At 71.9% G+C, this 18,594-nt stretch carries 21 protein-coding genes; 9 read left to right on the forward strand and 12 right to left on the reverse strand.

Going from position 1 to position 18,594, the window contains the following annotated elements; translation table 11 throughout:
• On the reverse strand, positions 1 to 1,200 hold the full coding sequence (locus KG111_RS11380; RefSeq protein ID WP_205292618.1) for an acetyl-CoA C-acetyltransferase: 1,200 nt from the start codon (positions 1,198 to 1,200) through the stop codon (positions 1 to 3).
• A gap of 130 nt (positions 1,201 to 1,330) precedes the next feature.
• Here KG111_RS11380 and mce point away from each other — a divergent pair, with 130 nt between their 5' ends.
• Positions 1,331 to 1,798, forward strand: a complete 468-nt coding sequence (mce, locus tag KG111_RS11385) for a methylmalonyl-CoA epimerase (protein WP_205292617.1) — start codon at positions 1,331 to 1,333, stop codon at positions 1,796 to 1,798.
• 71 nt (positions 1,799 to 1,869) lie between these two features.
• Here mce and KG111_RS11390 read toward each other — a convergent pair whose 3' ends face one another.
• From KG111_RS11390 to KG111_RS11405, 4 genes are read right to left on the reverse strand one after another with little or no spacing between them, the layout of a single operon-like run.
• Positions 1,870 to 2,202, reverse strand: coding sequence for a hypothetical protein (locus KG111_RS11390; RefSeq protein ID WP_205292616.1), 333 nt, complete (start codon positions 2,200 to 2,202; stop codon positions 1,870 to 1,872).
• A gap of 56 nt (positions 2,203 to 2,258) precedes the next feature.
• Positions 2,259 to 3,122, reverse strand: a complete 864-nt coding sequence (locus KG111_RS11395) for a 5-oxoprolinase subunit C family protein (protein WP_205292615.1) — start codon at positions 3,120 to 3,122, stop codon at positions 2,259 to 2,261.
• Positions 3,119 to 3,766, reverse strand: a complete 648-nt coding sequence (locus KG111_RS11400) for a 5-oxoprolinase subunit B family protein (RefSeq protein ID WP_249666094.1) — start codon at positions 3,764 to 3,766, stop codon at positions 3,119 to 3,121. The genes KG111_RS11395 and KG111_RS11400 overlap by 4 nt, the downstream gene beginning before the upstream one ends.
• The gene (locus tag KG111_RS11405; RefSeq protein ID WP_283770551.1) at positions 3,763 to 4,608 is read right to left on the reverse strand and encodes a LamB/YcsF family protein; all 846 of its coding nucleotides are present in this window, start codon (positions 4,606 to 4,608) and stop codon (positions 3,763 to 3,765) included. The genes KG111_RS11400 and KG111_RS11405 overlap by 4 nt, the downstream gene beginning before the upstream one ends.
• 198 nt (positions 4,609 to 4,806) lie before the next feature.
• Between KG111_RS11405 and ccrA the strand changes: the two genes are divergently transcribed.
• The 3 genes from ccrA (at position 4,807) to KG111_RS11420 (ending at position 8,760) form a co-directional block, all read left to right on the forward strand.
• A complete protein-coding gene (gene ccrA, locus KG111_RS11410) occupies positions 4,807 to 6,144 on the forward strand; it encodes a crotonyl-CoA carboxylase/reductase (protein ID WP_205292613.1) in 1,338 nt (445 codons plus the stop codon).
• Positions 6,145 to 6,352: 208 nt separating this feature from the next.
• The gene (locus KG111_RS11415; RefSeq protein ID WP_240196047.1) at positions 6,353 to 7,609 is read left to right on the forward strand and encodes a coiled-coil domain-containing protein; all 1,257 of its coding nucleotides are present in this window, start codon (positions 6,353 to 6,355) and stop codon (positions 7,607 to 7,609) included.
• Positions 7,606 to 8,760: an AI-2E family transporter gene (locus tag KG111_RS11420; RefSeq protein WP_205292612.1), complete on the forward strand. Its 1,155-nt coding sequence runs from the start codon at positions 7,606 to 7,608 to the stop codon at positions 8,758 to 8,760. The genes KG111_RS11415 and KG111_RS11420 overlap by 4 nt, the downstream gene beginning before the upstream one ends.
• A 51-nt stretch (positions 8,761 to 8,811) precedes the next feature.
• Here KG111_RS11420 and KG111_RS11425 read toward each other — a convergent pair whose 3' ends face one another.
• Entirely contained in the window at positions 8,812 to 9,747 is a 936-nt protein-coding gene (locus tag KG111_RS11425) for a DMT family transporter (protein ID WP_249666095.1), read from the reverse strand.
• A gap of 72 nt (positions 9,748 to 9,819) precedes the next feature.
• Between KG111_RS11425 and KG111_RS11430 the strand changes: the two genes are divergently transcribed.
• Positions 9,820 to 10,362 carry a CGNR zinc finger domain-containing protein gene (locus tag KG111_RS11430; protein WP_205292610.1) on the forward strand — a complete coding sequence of 181 codons (543 nt, stop codon included), beginning with the start codon at positions 9,820 to 9,822 and terminating at the stop codon, positions 10,360 to 10,362.
• A 22-nt stretch (positions 10,363 to 10,384) separates the two neighbouring features.
• Here the strand turns inward: KG111_RS11430 and KG111_RS11435 are convergent, their stop codons facing one another.
• Both KG111_RS11435 and KG111_RS11440 read right to left on the reverse strand, forming a co-directional pair.
• A complete protein-coding gene (locus KG111_RS11435; protein WP_205292609.1) occupies positions 10,385 to 11,188 on the reverse strand; it encodes an alpha/beta fold hydrolase in 804 nt (267 codons plus the stop codon).
• Between the two features lie 10 nt (positions 11,189 to 11,198).
• Positions 11,199 to 12,371: a 3-hydroxyacyl-CoA dehydrogenase NAD-binding domain-containing protein gene (locus KG111_RS11440; RefSeq protein ID WP_240196046.1), complete on the reverse strand. Its 1,173-nt coding sequence runs from the start codon at positions 12,369 to 12,371 to the stop codon at positions 11,199 to 11,201.
• A gap of 169 nt (positions 12,372 to 12,540) precedes the next feature.
• Here KG111_RS11440 and nucS point away from each other — a divergent pair, with 169 nt between their 5' ends.
• On the forward strand, positions 12,541 to 13,239 hold the full coding sequence (gene nucS / locus KG111_RS11445; protein ID WP_205292607.1) for an endonuclease NucS: 699 nt from the start codon (positions 12,541 to 12,543) through the stop codon (positions 13,237 to 13,239).
• 34 nt (positions 13,240 to 13,273) lie between these two features.
• Positions 13,274 to 13,927 carry a DUF952 domain-containing protein gene (locus KG111_RS11450; RefSeq protein ID WP_205292606.1) on the forward strand — a complete coding sequence of 218 codons (654 nt, stop codon included), beginning with the start codon at positions 13,274 to 13,276 and terminating at the stop codon, positions 13,925 to 13,927.
• 55 nt (positions 13,928 to 13,982) lie between these two features.
• Here the strand turns inward: KG111_RS11450 and KG111_RS11455 are convergent, their stop codons facing one another.
• Together KG111_RS11455 and KG111_RS11460 are read right to left on the reverse strand one after the other, a co-directional pair.
• A complete protein-coding gene (locus KG111_RS11455; RefSeq protein ID WP_205292605.1) occupies positions 13,983 to 14,507 on the reverse strand; it encodes a ferritin in 525 nt (174 codons plus the stop codon).
• Positions 14,508 to 14,532: 25 nt separating this feature from the next.
• On the reverse strand, positions 14,533 to 14,739 hold the full coding sequence (locus KG111_RS11460) for a hypothetical protein (protein ID WP_205292642.1): 207 nt from the start codon (positions 14,737 to 14,739) through the stop codon (positions 14,533 to 14,535).
• Positions 14,740 to 14,845: 106 nt separating this feature from the next.
• On the opposite strand from KG111_RS11460, the gene KG111_RS11465 reads away from it, so the two are divergent.
• Positions 14,846 to 15,205: an ArsC/Spx/MgsR family protein gene (locus KG111_RS11465; RefSeq protein ID WP_249666096.1), complete on the forward strand. Its 360-nt coding sequence runs from the start codon at positions 14,846 to 14,848 to the stop codon at positions 15,203 to 15,205.
• Positions 15,206 to 15,287: 82 nt separating this feature from the next.
• Here the strand turns inward: KG111_RS11465 and KG111_RS11470 are convergent, their stop codons facing one another.
• A complete protein-coding gene (locus KG111_RS11470) occupies positions 15,288 to 17,324 on the reverse strand; it encodes a protein meaA (RefSeq protein WP_205292604.1) in 2,037 nt (678 codons plus the stop codon).
• Between the two features lie 95 nt (positions 17,325 to 17,419).
• Complete coding sequence (locus tag KG111_RS11475) at positions 17,420 to 17,800, reverse strand: STAS domain-containing protein (protein WP_240196045.1); 381 nt, start codon at positions 17,798 to 17,800, stop codon at positions 17,420 to 17,422.
• Positions 17,801 to 17,920: 120 nt separating this feature from the next.
• Here KG111_RS11475 and KG111_RS11480 point away from each other — a divergent pair, with 120 nt between their 5' ends.
• Positions 17,921 to 18,499 carry a cob(I)yrinic acid a,c-diamide adenosyltransferase gene (locus tag KG111_RS11480; RefSeq protein ID WP_205292603.1) on the forward strand — a complete coding sequence of 193 codons (579 nt, stop codon included), beginning with the start codon at positions 17,921 to 17,923 and terminating at the stop codon, positions 18,497 to 18,499.
• Positions 18,500 to 18,594 lie beyond the last annotated feature (95 nt).

Raw genomic sequence — 18,594 nt, forward strand, 5'->3', positions numbered from 1 at the left:
TCAGCTGGCGGGGACCCGGATGATGAGCGCGTCACCCTGGCCGCCACCGCCGCACAGCGCGGCCGCACCGAGGCCGCCGCCGCGGCGCTTGAGCTCCAGCGCCAGGTGCAGCGTGATCCGCGCACCGGAGGCGCCCAGCGGGTGACCGATGGCGATGGCGCCCCCGTTGACGTTCACCTTCTCCTCGTCCAGGCCCAGCTCGCGGGCGGACTCGATGCCGACGGCCGCGAACGCCTCGTTGAACTCCACCAGGTCGAGGTCGGCCACGCTCAGGCCGGCCTTGTCGAGCGCCTTGCGGGTGGCGTTGGCCGGCTGCAGCTGCAGGGTCGAGTCCGGGCCGGCGACCTGGCCGTGGCTGACGATCTCAGCGAGGATCGGCAGGCCCAGCTCCTCGGCCTTCTTCTTGCTGGTGACCACCACGGCGGCGGCGCCGTCGGAGATCTGGGAGGCGGAGCCGGCGGTGATGGTGCCGGACTTGGAGAAGGCCGGGCGCAGCTTGGACAGCGACTCCGCCGTGGTGTCGCCGCGCACGCCCTCGTCGGCAGTGAGGACGACCGGGTCGCCCTTGCGCTGCGGGATGGAGACCGGGACGATCTCCTCGTCGAAGACGCCGTTCTTCTGCGCCGCCGCGGCACGCTGGTGGGAGCGGGCGGAGAACTCGTCCTGCTCCTCGCGGGTCAGGGCGTTGTCCCGCTCGGCGTTGACCGCCTCGGTGAGGTTGCCCATCGCCTGCTGGGTGGCCTGGTCGTAGAGCGCGTCGTAGGCCATGGAGTCCACGAGCGGGGTGTCGCCGTACTTGAAGCCCTCACGGCTCTTCAGCAGCAGGTGCGGGGCGTTGGTCATCGACTCGGTGCCGCCGGCGACCACGATCTCGGCCTCACCGGCGCGGATCATCTGGTCGGCCTGGGCGATGGCGTTGATGCCCGACAGGCACACCTTGTTGATGGTGATGGAGGGGACGCTCTGCGGCAGGCCTGCCTTGAGCCCGGCGGTGCGGGCGGGGTTCTGCCCGGCACCGGCCTGCAGGACCTGCCCGAGGATGAGGTAGTCCACCTGGTCCCCGGAGACGCCCGCCTTCTCCAGCGCTCCCTTGATGGCCACGGCGGCCAGGTCTGCGGCCGACTGGCTCTGGAGACCACCGAGCAGGCGGCCGATCGGGGTGCGAGCGCCGGCGACGATCACGCTGGGGTTGTCGGACATGGTTCCTCCGGTTCGAGCGGTGCAGTCTGAACCCGATCGACTCTACTCGGGGGTAGCGACTGTGGGCGAGAGGTCCAGCGTCCGGTCTGCCGGCTCCGGGCGCTGGTCTGCGCCCGGCACAATGATTCCCATGAGCAACTCCGACGCGCCGGCCGGCGCCGTGCCGGCCCACCTGTTCACCGCCATCGACCACGTGGGCATCGCGGTGCCCGACCTGGACGAGGCGATCGCCTTCTACCGCGACAACTTCGGGATGGTCGCGGTCCACGAGGAGACCAACGAGGAGCAGGGTGTGCGCGAGGCGATGGTGGCCGTCGGCGACACCGACTCCAAGATCCAGCTCCTCGCGCCGCTCAACGCGGACTCGACGATCGCGAAGTTCATCGACCGCAGCGGCCCGGGCCTGCAGCAGCTGGCCTACCGGGTCACCGACATCGATGCCGTCTCGGCGATCCTGCGCGAGCGTGGCCTGCGTCTGCTCTACCCCGAGCCCAAGCGCGGCACCGCGGACAGCCGGATCAACTTCATCCACCCCAAGGACGCCGGCGGCGTGCTGGTCGAGCTCGTCGAGCCCGCGAAGGACGCCGCGGCGCACTGACCCGCGCCGACCTCGTCGCCTCGCGAAGCCCTCCGTCGCCACCTCCGGGTGGGGCGGAGGGCTTCGTCATCTCAGATCGGCACCATGGTCGTCACCACACCCAGCAGGGAGAACGCACCGACGGCGAGGCCGAGCACCGCCAGGGGAAGGCCGGCGGGCCGCGCGGACCACACCATCGCGCCGATCGAGGCGGCGAGCGCCAGCAGCACCGGGGGCGCCAGCATCAGTGCGATCAGCCCGCTCCAGCCGCCGAGCACCTCCGCGGCGGCGTCGGCGATCACCATGGCGATGATGCCCACGACCTGCACCACCGCGAGCACCAGCGCGACGATCGCCAGGACGCGGACGATGCGGCGCTGGCGCTCACCGACGGTGGGCTGTGGGCCGGGGATCATGGTGGGCATGGCGCCATGGTGTTCACCTCCGTCAGCACCGAAACCCAGGCGAAACCCAGGACGCGTCAGGCCCAGCGGAAGCGCAGGTCCGTGCCGGGCCTGAGCTGGGCGAGGCGGTCGGTGTCGGCGTCGAGGACGACGGCCGCGACCGGGTAGCCGCCGGTCACGGGGTGGTCCGGCCCGAACACGACCGGTCCTCCGTCCGGCGGCACCTGGATCGCACCGCGCAGCGCGCCCTCGCTGGGCAGCTCGCCCCGGTCCGGCACGAGCTCCAGTCCTCGGCCCTCGAGGCGCAGCCCGACCCGGTCGCTGGCCGCACCGACCCGCCAGCACTCCTCGACGAGCCGGGCCAGGTCCGCGACCCGGTCCGCGCGTGGCCCGGGCACCACCCGCAGCACCGGCGTGTCGTCGTACGACGTCGCGGGGACCGCGTCGACCAACGGCGACGCCGCGGCGCGGTCCCCCACCGCGAGGACGTCGCCCGGGGCCAGCGGCGCCGGGCCCAGCCCGGCCAGCGTGTCCCGCGAGCGGGAGCCGAGCACCATCGGCACGTCGAGACCACCGCGCACCGCGAGGTAGGAGCGCAGGCCCGAGGCCGGCACGTCGAGACGCAGCCTGGCGCCGGGGCGCAGCGCGAGCACCGCGCCGCTCGGCTCCGCACGGCCGTCGAGGAGAAGCGGAGCCGGAGCACCCGTCACGCAGACCCACGTCGTCGCCGTCGCCTCCACCTCGAGCCCGCCGAGGACGATCTCCAGGCAGGCGGCGCCCGCCTCGTTGCCCACCAGCCGGTTCCCCAGCGCGTACGACGCCCGGTCGGCCGCGCCGCTGGCGCCGACGCCGATCGCGGCGTGCCCGGGACGCCCGGCGTCCTGGACGAGCACGGGCCCGCTGACGGCGCGCACGACCAGGGCGCGCCCCGCAGCGCTCATCGGGCCTCGAACCGCACGACAGCCCCTGCCCCGAGCAGGGCGGGGGGCTCGCGGTCGGTGTCCCACAGCACGGCGTCGGTGCGGCCGATCAGCTGCCACCCGCCGGGCGAGGAGCGTGGGTAGACGCCGCTGAACCCGCCGGCCAGCCCGACCGATCCGGGCGGCACGGACGGCCGCGGCGTGGGCCGGCGAGGCACGGCGAGCCGGGGGTCGCCGCCGACGAGGTAGGCGAAGCCCGGGGCGAAGCCGCCGAAGGCCACCCGCCACGGCGTCGCCGTGTGTGCGTGCACGACCGCGTCCTCGCTGAGCCCCGTTGCCGCGGCGACCTCGGCCAGGTCGGGCCCGCCGTAGTGCACGGGGATCCGGACCTCGGTGGGTGCGTCCGCGTGCTCCGCGCCCCTCGCCCGGGCCGCGGTCAGGGCCTCCGCGTCGGGCACCGCGTCCCGGAGCCGGTCGAGGCCGACCCCGTCCCGCGCCACGAGGAGCACCGTGCAGGCGCCCGGCACGATGTCGGCCACCACGTCGGCAACCACGTCGGTGCTCGCCGCAGCGGTGCGCAGCGCGTCGACGCACGCCACGACCTCGGCGGTGTCGGCAAGCTCCAGCAGCAGGCCGCGGTCGCCGTAGGGGTGGACCCGGATCACGGCGTCCCCCGGCCGGCGCTCGCCCCGGCCGTCGGGCGGGGGACGAAGGGCGCCACGCCGATGCCCGCGTCCCGGAGCGCGGCCCGCACGGCACGGGCGGCCCCGGCCGCGCCGGGGGTGTCGCCGTGCAGGCACAGGGAGCGGACGCCGGGGCTGCGGGCCAGGCGCACCGCCTGGTCGGCCACCTGGTCCGGATCGGTGAGCAGCGCGCCGGGCTCCGAGCGCGGCACGAGGCCGCCCTCGGGCAGGTAGCCCCGGTCAGCGAAGCCCTCGCCCACGGCCGTCAGCCCGGCGAGGGAGACGCGGTCGGCGAAGAGCGAGCCGGCCCGGCACAGGACCGGCAACCCGCCGAAGGCGTGCACGGCCGCGATGACCGCCTCCGCCTGGGCGGGCTGGACCTCGACGGCGTGGTAGAGCGCGCCGTGCGGCTTGAGGTAGGCGACGGCGCCACCCTCGGCCCGGGCGAGCCCGTCCAGGGCCGCGAGCTGGTAGAGCACGTCGGCCTCGAGCTCGGCCGGCGGCACGTCGATGAACCGCCGGCCGAAGCCGGCAAGGTCGCGGTAGCCGACCTGGGCCCCGATCACGACGTCGTGCTCCACCGCCAGTGCGCACGTTCGCCGCAGCGTGAGCGGGTCGCCGGCATGGAAGCCGCACGCGACGTTGGCGCTGGTGAGGTGAGGCATCAGCGCGGCGTCGTCCCCCAGCTCCCACCGTCCGAACGACTCCCCCACGTCGGCGTTGAGGTCGACCGTCTCGGGCGCGGCCGGGGCGAGCGAGGCAGCGGAGGCGCCCGAGGCGTTCGGGGCGGCGGGCGCGGACCAGGGTGCGGGCGCTGAGGACACGGCCCTATCGTGGCCCATGCCTCACCAGGCACTCGGCTCGACGCCACCTCCGCCCGCGCGGACGCTGATCAGCGGCGCGCGTGAGACGAGGGTCACCATTCAGGCATGCTTTGGTTACTCGTGGGTAATGTTCGCGACGGCCGCTAATGCCACCACCGCCCACGTCGGGCACGACCCAGCATCAGGGAGACGACGACCATGCAGCACATCCTCGACGCCATCCAGGCCGAAGCCTCGAGCGAGGACTTCGCCAACCTCCAGCTCCCGGACTCCTACCGAGCCGTCACCGTCCACAAGGACGAGGTCGACATGTTCGAGGGCCTGGCCACGCGGGACAAGGACCCCCGCAAGTCCCTCCACGTCGACCAGGTCCCGCTGCCCGAGCTCGGCCCGGGCGAGGCGTTCGTCGCGGTGATGGCCTCGGCGATCAACTACAACACCGTGTGGACCTCGATCTTCGAGCCCGTCTCCACCTTCGGCTTCCTCGAGCGCTACGGCCGCGAGTCCGACCTGGGCGCGCGCCACAACCTCGACTACCACGTCGTGGGCTCCGACCTGTCCGGCGTCGTCCTCGCCGTGGGCCCGGGCGTCACCAAGTGGAAGCCGGGCGACCGGGTCGTCGCCCACTGCCTCTCGGTCGAGCTCGAGTCGCCTGACGGCCACAACGACACGATGCTGGACACCTCCCAGCGGATCTGGGGCTTCGAGACCAACTTCGGCGGCCTCGCCGACGTCGCCATGGTCAAGGCCAACCAGCTCATGCCCAAGCCCGAGCACCTCACCTGGGAGGAGGCCGCCTCCCCGGGCCTGGTCAACTGCACCGCCTACCGCCAGCTCGTCTCCGCCAACGGCGGCAACATGAAGCAGGGCGACAACGTCCTCATCTGGGGCGCCTCCGGCGGCCTCGGCGGGTTCGCGACGCAGTACGCCCTCAACGGCGGCGCGAACCCGATCTGCGTGGTCTCCAACGAGGAGAAGGCCCAGATCGTGCGCAACATGGGCGCCGACAAGGTGATCAACCGCTCCGAGATGGACTTCAAGTTCTGGAACTCCGAGGGCACCGAGCAGAACCCCAAGGAGTGGAAGCGCCTCGGCAAGGCCATCCGCGACCTCACCGGCGGCGAGGACATCGACATCGTCTTCGAGCACCCGGGCCGGGAGACCTTCGGCGCGTCCGTGTACGTCACCCGCAAGGGCGGCACCATCACCACCTGCGCCTCGACCACCGGCTACATGCACGAGTACGACAACCGCTACCTGTGGATGAACCTCAAGCGGATCATCTCCAGCCACTTCGCCAACTACCGCGAGTCGTGGGAGGCCAACCGGCTCATCGCCCAGGGCAAGATCCACCCCACCCTGTCGAAGACCTACGCGCTCGAGGAGACGGGCCAGGCCGCGCTCGACGTGCACCACAACAAGCACCAGGGCAAGGTCGGCGTGCTCTGCCTGGCCCCCGAGGAGGGCCTGGGCGTGAAGAACACCGAGCTGCGCGAGCAGCACCTCGACAAGATCAACCTCTTCCGCGGAATCTGAGGCGCGACGCAAGCACAGCCCAGCACAGCACGGGCAAACAGGACGGCGGGTCCGCACGACGCGGGCCCGCCGTTCGTCGTACCTGGCCGCAAGCCGGAGAGTCCGAACGGATCGAGGACGACCGGCGGGTGCACTGTGTTTCCCCCGTCCCATCGGGGATCATGGGCGTGGTCCCCATGTCCAGCAGCGAAAGCCGGAGGCTCATCCCATGAGCAACGAGGGTCTGTCCATCTTCGACGACGAGCCCACCCCCAGCGAGGAGCCCAAGCCCGTGACTTCCAAGGCCGACGACGAGCCCACCCAGGTGATCCCGGCGGTCACCCCGGACGCCGGCCGGACCAACCGCCCGGCGGCCCAGGGCACCCCGCCCGCGCCCACCCGGGGCCGCCCCAGCGCCCCCACCGGCCCCGCCCCGACCGCTGCGCCGGCGCCCACGGGTCGCCCGGTGGGCTTCTCCAGCGCGCCGGCCGGCCTGGGCAACCTGCCCGTGGTCCGCAAGGGTGGCTACGACCGCGACGCCGTCGACGCCCAGATCCGCCAGCTGGCCGGCGAGAAGGCGAGCCTGGGGGCCAGCCTCGCCGAGACCGAGCAGCGGGTGATCGACCTGGACCAGGAGGTCGCCAAGCTGCGCGCCGAGCTCGCCGAGATGGAGAACCCCTCCTACGCCGGCCTGGGCGGCCGGGCCAGCGCGATGCTGCGCCTCGCCGAGGAGGAGGCCGCGGAGATCCGCACCAGCGCCGAGGCGGACGCCGCCGAGATCCGCGACCAGGCGACCCGCGACGCGAAGGCGATCCGGGCCGAGGCGGCCCGCGAGGCCGACGACATGCGCGCGGTGCAGCTGCGCGAGCTCGAGGAGAACCGCACCCGGCTGCTTGCCGACGCCGAGCAGGAGCGGGCACTGGCCCGCAGCGAGGCCGAGGACACCCTGGCCGCCGCACGGCGCGAGGCCGACCAGCTCCGGCTCGCCTCCAACCAGGAGGTCACCGAGCAGCGCGCCCAGGCCCAGCGCGAGGTCGAGCAGGCCCGCGCCGCGGTGGACCGCGAGGTGCAGGAGGCGCGTCGCGCACTGGCGATGGAGAAGGAGCGGCTGGCCCGCGAGGCCACCGAGCACCACAACACCGCCGTCGCGGAGACCCGTCGCCTCGTCGAGGAGGCAGAGGCCCGTGCCCTGGCGGCTGAGGCGCGAGCGGCCGAGGCGTCCAAGCAGGCGTCCGCGAACCGCGCCGCAGCCCAGACCGAGGCCGAGGGGCTGCTCGCCCGCGCCCGTCGCGAGGCCGAGCAGGTCATCGTCTCCGCGCGCACACAGGCCGAGGCCATCACCTCCAGCGGTGAGGCGGAGCTGCAGCGTGAGATCGCGGCCCGGCGTGCCGAGCTGGACCGGTTGACGAAGCGTCGTGCCTCGATCACCGCCCAGCTCTCCTCGCTCGCCGAGCTCGTCGCCGGGTTCGGTGAGGACGAGAGTTGAGCGACTCCTCCGGCACCGTCGGACAGACCGGGCGCGGTGGGCACGATCCCGCCGCGCCCGTCGTCGACCCGGCACCGGGTGCCGTCACCGAGCACGCGCCGTACGGCGCCCAGGGCGAGCCCTTCGACCGTCGCTCCCCGTTCTTCTTCGGCTTCGTGGCGGGCCTGGGGGCCCTGACCGCGATCTGGCTCTTCCAGGCACTGCTCGGCGTCGGCTCGGTGCTGCTGCTCGTGGTGGTGGCGTTCTTCCTGGCCGCGGGTCTCAACCCGTCGGTGGAGTTCCTCGAGCGGCGCGGGCTGCGGCGCTCACTGTCCGTGAGCGTCGTCATCGCGGTCGCCCTGGGCGCCGTGGGGCTCTTCCTCGTCGCGATCGTGCCGGTGATCACCGACCAGGTCTCCTCGATCAGCGACAACGCTCCCCGCTGGCTGGACCAGCTCGAGCGCAACGACCGCATCCAGGAGCTCAACCGCGAGTACGAGGTGATCGACCGCCTCAAGCACTTCGTCAGCGACGGCGACTTCCTCTCCACCCTCTTCGGCGGGGCACTGGGCGTCGGGCTGAAGATCCTCTCGGCGTTCTTCAGCCTGTTCGTGATCGTCGTCCTGACGCTCTACTTCCTGGCCTCGCTGCGCACCACGACGCACGCGTTCTACAACCTCGCACCGGCCTCGCGCCGCGACCGGGTGACCCTGCTGGGCGACAAGGTGATCGCGAACATCGGCGGCTACGTCTCCGGTGCGTTCGTCGTCGCGCTGTGCGCCGGGCTGTCGTCCCTGATCTTCTTGTCGTTGACCGAGATCGGGCAGTACGCCGTGGCGCTGGCCTTCGTCGTGGCGCTCCTCGACGTGATCCCGATGGTCGGCGCGACGATCGGGGCGGTGATCGTCTCGGCGATCGGTTTCGCCACCGACATCAAGACCGGCATCGCCTGCGTGATCTTCTACGTGGTCTACCAGCAGGTGGAGAACTACGTGATCTACCCGCGGGTGATGAGCAAGTCGGTCGACCTGCCCGGCGCGGTCATCGTCATCGCCGCCCTGATCGGCGGCAGCCTGCTCGGCGTCGTCGGCGCCCTGCTGGCCATCCCGGCGGCCTCGGCCCTGCTGCTGATCATCCGCGAGGTCGTCGTGAAGCGCCAGGACACCCGGTAGCCGTCTCTCCCTAGCCGTCTCCCTAGCCGTCCCGGCGTTCGCCCTCACCGCTCAGACGAGCACCGGCTCCTCGTGCTCGATGGTGCGCTCGCCCAGCTTCACCGCGACCACCCCGAGCAGGATCAACGCTCCCCCGGCAAGCTGGGTGGCGACGGGCACCTGGCCGACCAGGACCCAGGCCCAGAACACGGCGAAGATGATCTCGCCGAGCGCGACGAAGGACGCGAGGCGGGAGCCGAGACGGCGGGAGGCGGCGATGCCGGTGCCGTAGGCGATGGCAGCGGTGACCAGGCCGAGCAGCACGACCGGCAGCCAGACCGGGAGGTCGAGCCCGGCGTAGTCGATGTCGCCGGCCACCGCGTGCAGCGGGAGCAGCCCCAGCAGCCCGAGGAGACCGAGCAGCACGCCGCCCACGACCAGGCCGGCGGCGGCCAGCGTCATCGGCGGCAGCCCGGTGTCGTCGTCGGCGGAGAGCACGAAGTACACGGTGGCGCCGATCGCGGCCGCCAGCGCCCACAACGTGCCGACGAGGTCGAACTGCGCGCCGGAGAAGAGGTCGAGCACGACGAGCAGCCCCAGCGCGGAGATCGCAGCACCGAGGACGGTCAGCGGACCCGGGCGCTGCCCGTGCGCCAGCCACATCCACACCACCACCAGGGCGGGCGCCGTGTACTCGACCATCAGCGCGGCGGCGACGTCCATGGTCTGCACCGCGGAGAAGTAGCAGAACTGGGCACCGGCGACGGCGAAGAGGCCGTAGAGGACCACCGTGGGCAGCGCGCGGCGCAGCAGGCCCCAATGGCCGGCCAGCGCGCGCAGCCCCAGCGGCAGCACGAGCGCGGCGCCGATGCTGATCCGCAGCGTGACGACAGCCCCCGGGCTCCAGCCCGCGTCCAGGAGCGGGCGAGCCAGCGATCCGGACATGCCGAAGGCCAGCGCGGAGGCCAGTGCGAGGCCGAGGCCGGGGCCGTGTCCGGGGCGCGACACGGTGAGATCCGCGTCACGAGTCAAAGTCGTCATGACTCATGACAGTAGGTTTCGGTGCGGTAACCTGTCAAAATGGTCTTCACTCATGACACCAACCTGTCGCTGCAGGCGGCGGTGGCGCTGGTGAACTCCGCGGTCGAACCCGTCTCCATCGCCAGCGTCGACGAGCTGACCGAGTTCTTCTCCGAGCACGGCTACACCGGCCGGCACGACGGCGACCAGGCCGAGCTCGACCAGGTGCGTGCCGTCATCCCACGGCTCCGCGAGCTGCTCACGGCGGACCGGGACCGCGCGGTGGCGCTGGTCAACCGGATGCTGCGAGAGGCGGACGCCGTACCCCAGCTCAAGCGGCACGACGGCCTCGACTGGCACCTGCACGCCATCGAGGACGACCGGCCCCTGGCCGAGCGGATGATCGTGGAGACGGCGATGGCGATGATCGACGTGATCCGCGCCGACGAGATGTCCCGGCTCGGGCTGTGCCAGGACGAGGGGTGCGAGGGGATCGTCCTCGACCTCTCCCGCAACCGCTCCCGGCGGTTCTGCTCCCTGACCTGCGGCAACCGCAACGCGGTCGCGGCCTACCGCGCGCGCCAGGCCGCGGACGAGGACTGAGCGCCCGGCAACCGGGCCCGAACTAGGACTGGGGCTGGTCGCCGAGGAAGCGGCGCAGCACCTCGAGGAAGATCTCCGGCTGCTCGGAGTGCAGCCAGTGGCCGGCCTCCTTGATCGTCACCTTGCGGTTGCGCGGGAACCAGCGGTCCATCGCGGCGTCGTTCTCCGGCCGGACGTAGCCCGAACGGCCCCCGGCCAGCCACAGCACCGGCCCGTCGTACGGCGCCGTGTGGGCCAGGCGCTCGGCGGGCCAGCCGCTGATCTCCTCGAGGTCGCGGCCCAGCACCTCCAGGTTCACCTGCCAGCCCCAGCCCGAGGCGGCTCGGGCGTCGCGGCGCAGGTTCTGCAGCAGGAAGGAACGGACGGTCTCGTCCGGCACGGCGTCGCGGAGCTGGTCTTCGGCGTCCGAGCGCCGCTCCACCTTCGCCAGGTCCACCGCCTGCATCGCGGCGACGAAGTCGACGAACTCCCGGTGCGCGCCGTAGGCCACCGGCGCGATGTCGGCGACGCAGAGCCGCTCGACGAGCTCGGGGTGAACCAGGGCGGTGACCATCGCGGCCTTGCCGCCCAGCGAGTGCCCGACCAGGGCGACCGGGCCCTCCCCGGACTCGGCGATGGTGGCGGCGACCTGCTCGGCGACCTCGAGGTAGTCGAAGGACTCCGACCACGGCGAGCGGCCGTGGTGAGGAAGGTCGACCAGGAGCACGCGGTGCTCCTCGGCGAGCCCCTTGGCGATGCTCGTCCAGTTCTTCCCCTGGCCGAACAGGCCGTGCAGGAAGACCACACGGCTCCCGGCGGAGCCGAGAGCCGTGTGGTGAAGCGTCACGGGCGGAAGACTACTTGCTGTAGTCGTGGAACCCCTTGCCGGTCTTGCGGCCGAGGTCGCCGGCGGCGACCTTCGCCTCGAGCATGGCGGCAGGGGCGAACCCGGGCTCCCCGAACTCGCGATGCAGCTCCTTCTGGATGGCCAGCGACACGTCGTTGCCGACGACGTCGAGCAGCTCGAACGGACCCATCGGCAACCCGGCGTGCTCCTTGATCGCGGCGTCGATGTCGGCGATGCCCACCCCGGACTCGTGCAGCCGGATCGCGTCGTTGAGGTAGGGGAAGAGCAGCAGGTTGACGATGAAGCCCGCACGGTCGCCGGCCGAGACCGCGACCTTGCCGACAGCGGCGGTCAGCGCGCGCACGGTCTCGTCGACCTCCGGCGCGGTGGCCGGGGTGGTGATGACCTCGACCAGCTTCATCACCGGCGCGGGGTTGAAGAAGTGCATGCCGATGACGTCCTCGGGCCGGCCGGTCTCCGCGCCGAGCCGGGTGACCGAGAGCGAGGACGTGGTGGTGGCCAGGATGGCGCCCGGCTTGGCGATCCGGTCAAGGTCGGCGAAGAGCGCCAGCTTGACCTCGAGGTCCTCGGCGATGGCCTCGACGACGAGGTCGACCTCGCCCAGAGCCTCCCGCTCCGTGGACCCGTGGAGCCGGCCCAGCACGGCCGCCTTATCCTCCTCGGTGCTCCGGCCCTTCGCGATCGCCCGGTCGAGGCCCTTGGCGATGCCGGCGACCACGCCGTCGAGCTTGTCCTGGCTGCGGCCGACGAACACCACGTCGTACCCGGACTGGGCGAAGACCTGGACGATGCCGGCGGCCATGGTGCCGGTGCCGACCACGCCGACCTTCGCGATCTCGCGACGCAGCTGCGGCGCCGCCGCCTGGCCGGCGGCCGCCGCCTCGTCGGCGAAGGTACGCCCGGAGGCGGCCATCTTGTCCAGCAGCGCGGCCGGCTCGTGGAGGTGGTCGCCGGTCTCGGCGTGGCGCGCGAACAGGTCGTCGCGCACGGAGGCGAGGCCCAGCTCGTCGAGGACGGTCAGGGGGCCCTTGGGGTAGCCGCAGCCGAACCGCATGGCCGCGTCGATGTCGGCCACGGAGGCGTAGCCGGACTCGTAGGTGCGCACCGCGTGGTTGAGGTACGGCAGCACCAGCGTGGAGAAGATCTGCTCACCAGAGGTCATGGAGGTCAGCATGGCAGCGCCTGCAGCCAAATACTACCCGTGAGTAATATACGATCTCGGTTCGCCTGAGACGTGCGTCACGACGACGCGCGACCCGTTCGCCGCGCATCGCGCGGAACCGGGACCGCTGCGCTCGGTACGCGGGGTGGTGCAGGTATGTTCCGTGTCCGTGAGAGTTGTCGTGGCACGCTGCCAGGTGGACTACGCAGGACGGCTGACGGCCCATCTCCCGATGGCGACACGGCTGCTGATCCTCAAGGCGGACGGCTCGGTCCTCGTGCACTCCGACGGTGGCTCCTACAAGCCGCTCAACTGGATGTCCCCGCCCTGCACGGTGCGCGAGGGAACCACCGAGGACGGTCGCGTCGAGTGGACCGTCACCGCGAAGGCCGCCAAGGGCGCCACCCCCGACACCCTGCGGATCCTGATCGACGAGCTGCTCCACGACTCCTCCCACGACCTCGGCGTCGACCCCGGGCTGCAGAAGGACGGCGTCGAGAAGCACCTGCAGGAGCTGCTCGCCGAGCACCCCGGCACCCTGCAGGAGGGGCTGACCCTCGTACGACGCGAGTTCCCCACCGCCATCGGCCCGGTCGACCTGATGTGCCGCGACATCACCGGCATCAGCGTCGCCGTGGAGATCAAGCGCCGCGGCGAGATCGACGGAGTCGAGCAGCTGACCCGCTACCTGGAGCTGCTCAACCGCGACCCCCTGTTGACCGGCAAGGGCCGGGTCCGCGGCATCTTCGCCGCCCAGGAGATCAAGCCGCAGGCACGCGTCCTCGCCGAGGACCGCGGCATCGCCTGCGCGGTCGTCGACTACGACGCACTGCGCGGGCTGGACAACGCCGAGGACCGGCTCTTCTGATGCGCCTCGCTCAGCCGGCAGCCGGAGCGTGCCGATGAGCGTCATCTTCCACCTGGCGCTGGCCAGCGACTGGGCCCGCGCCCAGCGCGACGGCGTCTACACCACCTCCACGCTGGGTCGCACCCTGGCCGAGGAGGGTTTCATCCACGCCAGCCGCGCCGACCAGTGGGCCGAGGTCCGCGACCGGTACTACGCCGGGGTCACCGAGCCGCTGGTGCTGCTGCAGATCGACACCGACCGGCTCGACGTGCCCGTCGTGGAGGAGCCGGCGGTCCCCGGCGGCACCGAGACGTTCCCGCACATCTACGGGCGTCTGCAGGTCTCCGCCGTGGTGCGCGCGATCAGCCTGGCCCCGGCCACCCCGACTCCCCCGACTCCCCCGACTCCCCCGAATCCCCCCACTCCCCCGGCTCCCGCGCCACCCGCGGCCACCTCGCCCGCCGCACGTCGTACGACGGCGCCGGAGGCGGGCTTCTCGCGGCTGTTCCTGGAGGAGATGTTCATCAACGCCGGGCTCGTCCTGCTGGTGGTCGCGCTCGGCTCGCTCGGCATCGCCGTGGGCCTGGGCGTGGGCCTGGCCCTCGACACCGAGGCCGCGCCGGGCATCGGAGGCGTGATCGGCGTGGTCGCCGGTGCCGTGCTCGCGGTCCGGCTCTACCGGCAGCGCCGACGCTCGACCCGTCCCTGACCCTCGACCCCGCCGCAGACCCCGCAGGCCCCGCAGGCCCCGCCGGCCCGCAGCCTCACGCCCCGGCGACGGGAGGCGCGGTCGGGTCCGTGACCTCGCCGGCACGCTCGCGGGCGACCCACTCCTCGATGGCGTTGACGTCGTCGATGCTGCGGGAGACGACAGTGAGCAGGTCGTTCATGGTGGCGGTCTCCTCCACCTGCTCCTTGACGAACCACTGCATGAACTGCTCGGAGGCGAAGTCGCTCTCCTCCCGCGCGATCCGGAGCAGGTTGTGCACCTGCTCGGTGACCCGGCGCTCCTGCTCGAGCGCGAGCCGCAGCGGGTGCGCGATGTCGGTGAACTCCGCGACGGGCTGCTCGACGCCGGGGATCCGGACCGGGACGTCGGTGTCGAGCAGGTACTGCACCATCATCAGTGCGTGCTCGCGCTCCTCCACCGCCTGGGCGTAGAAGAACCCGGCCAGCTGCGGCATGGTCAGCGCGTCGTAGTAGACCGCGCAGGAGAGGTACTGGTTGTGCGCGGCGAACTCGTGACCGATCTGGACGTTGAGCTGCTCTGCGAAACGGGGGGCGGCCATGGCCGAAGCCTAGTGGCCGGCGCCCTCAGGCCACCTTCTGCAGGCGCTTCTTCGTGACCTTCTTGCCGTCGACGCGGACCAGCTCCCGCTTCTTGACGGTGTAGCCCTCGGGGAGGGTGCCCTCCTTGAGCATCCGGATCGGGCAGCGATCACAGCGCTTCTTGGAGACGCAGCACTTCGTCTTGGGAAGCTTGCGCAGCTTGCCCTTCGACGACTTCTCCTTCTTGCCCACAGCGAGAGAGTAGCAGCGCGAAGATAGGTTGTCCTTACCTATGTGACAGGTGTCACGAAGGCCACCCTTGCCTGGGTGTGGACCAGCTCGCCCTACGCTGAGCCGCGTGATCGAGATCTGGCTGAACCCGTCCTGCTCGAAGTGCCGCACGGCGCAGGCGGAGCTGGAGGCGGCCGGCGCCGAGTACGTCGTGCGCCGCTACCTGGAGGACCCGCCCACCGTCGCCGAGATCGCGGACGTGCTGGAGCGCCTCGGCCTGGAGCCCTGGCACGTCGCGCGGACCGCCGACGCGACCAAGCTCGGCCTCACCCTTCCGGCCAAGGACCCCGCCGCGCGCGACGAGTGGATCGAGCTGCTCGCCCGCGAGCCGCGCCTGCTGCAGCGCCCGATCCTGACCGCCGCCGACGGCACCACGGTGGTGGGCCGAGACCCCGAGTCACTGGCCCGGGTCATCGCCGCCGACTGACCACGACCTCCCGGGCGGCGCTGAGAACGACGAGGGCCGGTCGGGCGGCGAGCCACCCGACCGGCCCCAGCCGGCAATCCACTCAGGCCAGGCCGTTGGCCCTGCGGATGACCTCCACGATCCCGCCCATGATCTCGGTCAGCCCGAAGTCCTTGGGGGTGTAGACCGCGGCCACACCGAGCGCGGTCAGCGCCCGGGCGTCGGAGTCGGGGATGATCCCGCCCACGATCACCGGCACGTCGTCCATGCCGGCGGCCTTCAGGCCGTCGAGCACCGCCGGCACCAGCTCCATGTGCGAGCCCGAGAGGATCGAGAGCCCGACGCAGTGCACGTCCTCGGCGACGGCGGCCGCCACGATCTGCTCGGGGGTGAGCCGGATGCCCTGGTAGATGACCTCGAAGCCGGCGTCCCGGGCGCGGACGGCCACCTGCTCGGCGCCGTTGGAGTGTCCGTCGAGGCCGGGCTTGCCGACCAGCAGCCGCAGCCTTCCCCCGAGCTCCTCACCGGTCTTCTGCACGGCCTCGCGCACCACCGTGAGCTCGGCGCCGGCCTCCGCCACGCCGACGGCCCCGGAGACGCCGGTGGGCGCACGGAACTCGCCGAACACCTCGCGCAGGGTGCCGGCCCACTCCCCCGTGGTGACCCCGGCCCGGGCAGCCGCGAGGGTGGCATGCATCAGGTTCGCGCCGTTCTTCGCGTCGTCGGCGAGCCGCGCCAGCGCGGCCTCGACCTCGCCCTGGTCCCGCTGCGCCTTCCACGCCTCGACCGAGGCGAGGGCGGCACGCTCGGCCTCGGGGTCGGCGCTCTGGATGGCGCCGTCCAGGTCCGCGGTGAGCGGGCTGGGCTCGGTGGTGTCGAACTTGTTGACGCCGACGATGATCTCCTCGCCGGTCTCGATCCGGCCGCGACGGGCCGCGTGCGCCGAGACCAGCTCCTGCTTCATGTAGCCGGAGTCCACCGCGGCGATCGCGCCGCCCATGGACTGCACCCGGTCGATCTCGGCCTTGGCGCCGGCGACGAGCTCGGCGACCTTCGCCTCGATGACGGGCGAGCCGTCGAAGATGTCCTCGTACTCCAGCAGGTCGGACTCGAAGGCGAGCACCTGCTGGAGCCGGAGCGACCACTGCTGGTCCCAGGGCCGGGGCAGGCCGAGCGCCTCGTTCCAGGCGGGCAGCTGCACCGCGCGGGCCCGGGCCTTCTTGGACAGGGTGACGGCGAGCATCTCGAGCACGATGCGCTGCACGTTGTTCTCCGGCTGCGCCTCGGTCAGGCCGAGGCTGTTGACCTGCACGCCGTAGCGGAAGCGCCGCATCTTCGGGTCGGTGACGCCGTAGCGCTCCCGGGTGATCTCGTCCCAGAGCTCGACGAAGGCGCGCATCTTGCACATCTCCTCGACGAAGCGCACCCCGGCGTTGACGAAGAAGGAGATCCGGCCGACGACCTTCTCGAAGTCTCCGTCGGAGACCTGGCCCGAGGCCTTCACCTGGTCCAGCACCGCGATCGCGGTGCACATGGCGTAGGCGATCTCCTGCACGGGCGTGGCGCCCGCCTCCTGCAGGTGGTAGCTGCAGATGTTGATCGGGTTCCACTTCGGGATCTCGTGGACGGTGTAGGCGATCATGTCGCCGATCAGGCGCAGCGAGTGCTCGGGCGGGAAGACGTACGTGCCCCGCGACAGGTACTCCTTGATGATGTCGTTCTGCGTGGTGCCCGCCAGCTGGTGGGCCACCTCGGACGGCGAGAGGTCGGGGTTCTGCTCCTCGGCGACCACCTGGTACATGGCCAGCATCCACATCGCGGTGGCGTTGATCGTCATCGAGGTGTTCATCTCGGTGAGCGGGATCGAGTCGAAGAGCTTGCGCATCTCGCCCAGGTGCGGCACCGGCACGCCGACCTTGCCGACCTCGCCGCGAGACAGCGGGCTGTCGGGGTCGTAGCCGGTCTGGGTGGGCAGGTCGAAGGCCACCGACAGGCCGGTCTGTCCCTTGGCCAGGTTGGTGCGGTAGAGCGCGTTCGACGCCTCGGCGGTCGAGTGGCCGGCGTACGTGCGCATCACCCAGGGGCGGTCCTTGGCGTGCGAGGCCTTCGCGGGACCGGGGGTGTCAGACGAGGTGCTCATAGGCCGAAGCGTAGGCCGATTGCTACCGATAAGTAACGGCTGGCTTTGTGCTCAACACCACACCGCGTCGCGCTGCGGCTCGCCGAGGGCCGCGCTCACGCCCCGACCGGCTCCCGCTCGAGCTCGACCAGCCGGATCAGGTGGGTCAGGTGCAGCATCCGGCGCACCGCCGGGCAGGCGCCCCGCACCCGGATCCGGGCTCCCGTGCGGTGCGCGATCCGGTTCGCGGCCGCCAGCATCTTCAACGCCGTCGCGTCCGCCGAGCGCACCCCGCTGATGTCGACGACCGCGACGGCGGAGTCGTCGTACCGGCTCTGCTCGGCCAGGTGGGAGTAGAGGGCCGCGCGCACCGCCTGCGTGCTGCGCACGTCGAGGTCGCCGGAGAGCACCAGCACGCCGTGCTCGCTGCGGATCTCCATGCTCACCGTGCCGGCCGCCTCGTGACGCGCCGTTGCGTCCACCTGCCGCTCCCTCATCTGGTCTCCCGGGATCGGGGCCGTTGCCGACCGCCTACACCACCATGACGCCCCGCTACCCGGATTGGTTGCACCTGAGACCGAAGTACTGCAAAAAGTGTGTCGTCTACCCTCGTCGCCATGGTCAACCTCACCCGCATCTACACCCGCACCGGCGACGCCGGGGAGACCCGGCTCGGCGACATGAGCGTGACCACGAAGACCGACCTGCGGCTCGCGGCCTACGCGGACGTGGACGAGGCCAACGCCCACATCGGCGTCGCGGTGGCCACCGGCGGTCTCGAGCCCGACGTGGTGCAGCTGCTGGTCCGCGTGCAGAACGACCTGTTCGACGTCGGCGCCGACCTGTGCACCCCCGTCGTGCCCGACCCCGAGTACCCGCCGCTGCGCATCGAGCAGTCGTACGTCGACCGCCTCGAGGCCTGGTGCGACGAGTACAACGAGCAGCTGGCGAGCCTGCGCTCGTTCATCCTCAACGGCGGCACGCCGGGTGCCGCCCACCTGCACGTCGCGCGCACCGTCGTGCGGCGGGCCGAGCGCGCCGCCTGGGCCGCTTACGAGGTGCACGGCGAGGTCATGAACAAGCTCGCGATCACCTACCTCAACCGGCTCTCGGACCTCGTGTTCATCCTCGCCCGCCACGCGAACCGCGAGCAGGGCGACGTGCTCTGGGTCCCGGGCGGCGAGCGCGACGCCTAGCCCGCTCGGGCCTCGCGTGTTCCTGCGGAGGCGGATGGCGTCGACGGGTGGAGGCCTGTCCGAGCCGTCGGGCACGCGTGCCACGATGGACGGGC

This window comes from Nocardioides faecalis, assembly GCF_018388425.1.
Taxonomy (GTDB): Bacteria; Actinomycetota; Actinomycetes; order Propionibacteriales; family Nocardioidaceae; genus Nocardioides; species Nocardioides faecalis.

What these genes read in the sequence shown, in the direction of transcription:
- KG111_RS11380 (WP_205292618.1), bottom strand. Translation starts at nt 1,200, where the DNA reads ATGTCCGACAACCCCAGCGTGATCGTCGCCGGCGCTCGCACCCCGATC.
- mce (WP_205292617.1), top strand. Translation starts at nt 1,331, where the DNA reads ATGAGCAACTCCGACGCGCCGGCCGGCGCCGTGCCGGCCCACCTGTTC.
- KG111_RS11390 (WP_205292616.1), bottom strand. Translation starts at nt 2,202, where the DNA reads ATGCCCACCATGATCCCCGGCCCACAGCCCACCGTCGGTGAGCGCCAG.
- KG111_RS11395 (WP_205292615.1), bottom strand. Translation starts at nt 3,122, where the DNA reads ATGAGCGCTGCGGGGCGCGCCCTGGTCGTGCGCGCCGTCAGCGGGCCC.
- ccrA (WP_205292613.1), top strand. Translation starts at nt 4,807, where the DNA reads ATGCAGCACATCCTCGACGCCATCCAGGCCGAAGCCTCGAGCGAGGAC.
- KG111_RS11415 (WP_240196047.1), top strand. Translation starts at nt 6,353, where the DNA reads ATGAGCAACGAGGGTCTGTCCATCTTCGACGACGAGCCCACCCCCAGC.
- KG111_RS11430 (WP_205292610.1), top strand. Translation starts at nt 9,820, where the DNA reads ATGGTCTTCACTCATGACACCAACCTGTCGCTGCAGGCGGCGGTGGCG.
- KG111_RS11440 (WP_240196046.1), bottom strand. Translation starts at nt 12,371, where the DNA reads ATGACCTCTGGTGAGCAGATCTTCTCCACGCTGGTGCTGCCGTACCTC.
- KG111_RS11450 (WP_205292606.1), top strand. Translation starts at nt 13,274, where the DNA reads ATGAGCGTCATCTTCCACCTGGCGCTGGCCAGCGACTGGGCCCGCGCC.
- KG111_RS11455 (WP_205292605.1), bottom strand. Translation starts at nt 14,507, where the DNA reads ATGGCCGCCCCCCGTTTCGCAGAGCAGCTCAACGTCCAGATCGGTCAC.
- KG111_RS11470 (WP_205292604.1), bottom strand. Translation starts at nt 17,324, where the DNA reads ATGAGCACCTCGTCTGACACCCCCGGTCCCGCGAAGGCCTCGCACGCC.
- KG111_RS11475 (WP_240196045.1), bottom strand. Translation starts at nt 17,800, where the DNA reads ATGAGGGAGCGGCAGGTGGACGCAACGGCGCGTCACGAGGCGGCCGGC.
- KG111_RS11480 (WP_205292603.1), top strand. Translation starts at nt 17,921, where the DNA reads ATGGTCAACCTCACCCGCATCTACACCCGCACCGGCGACGCCGGGGAG.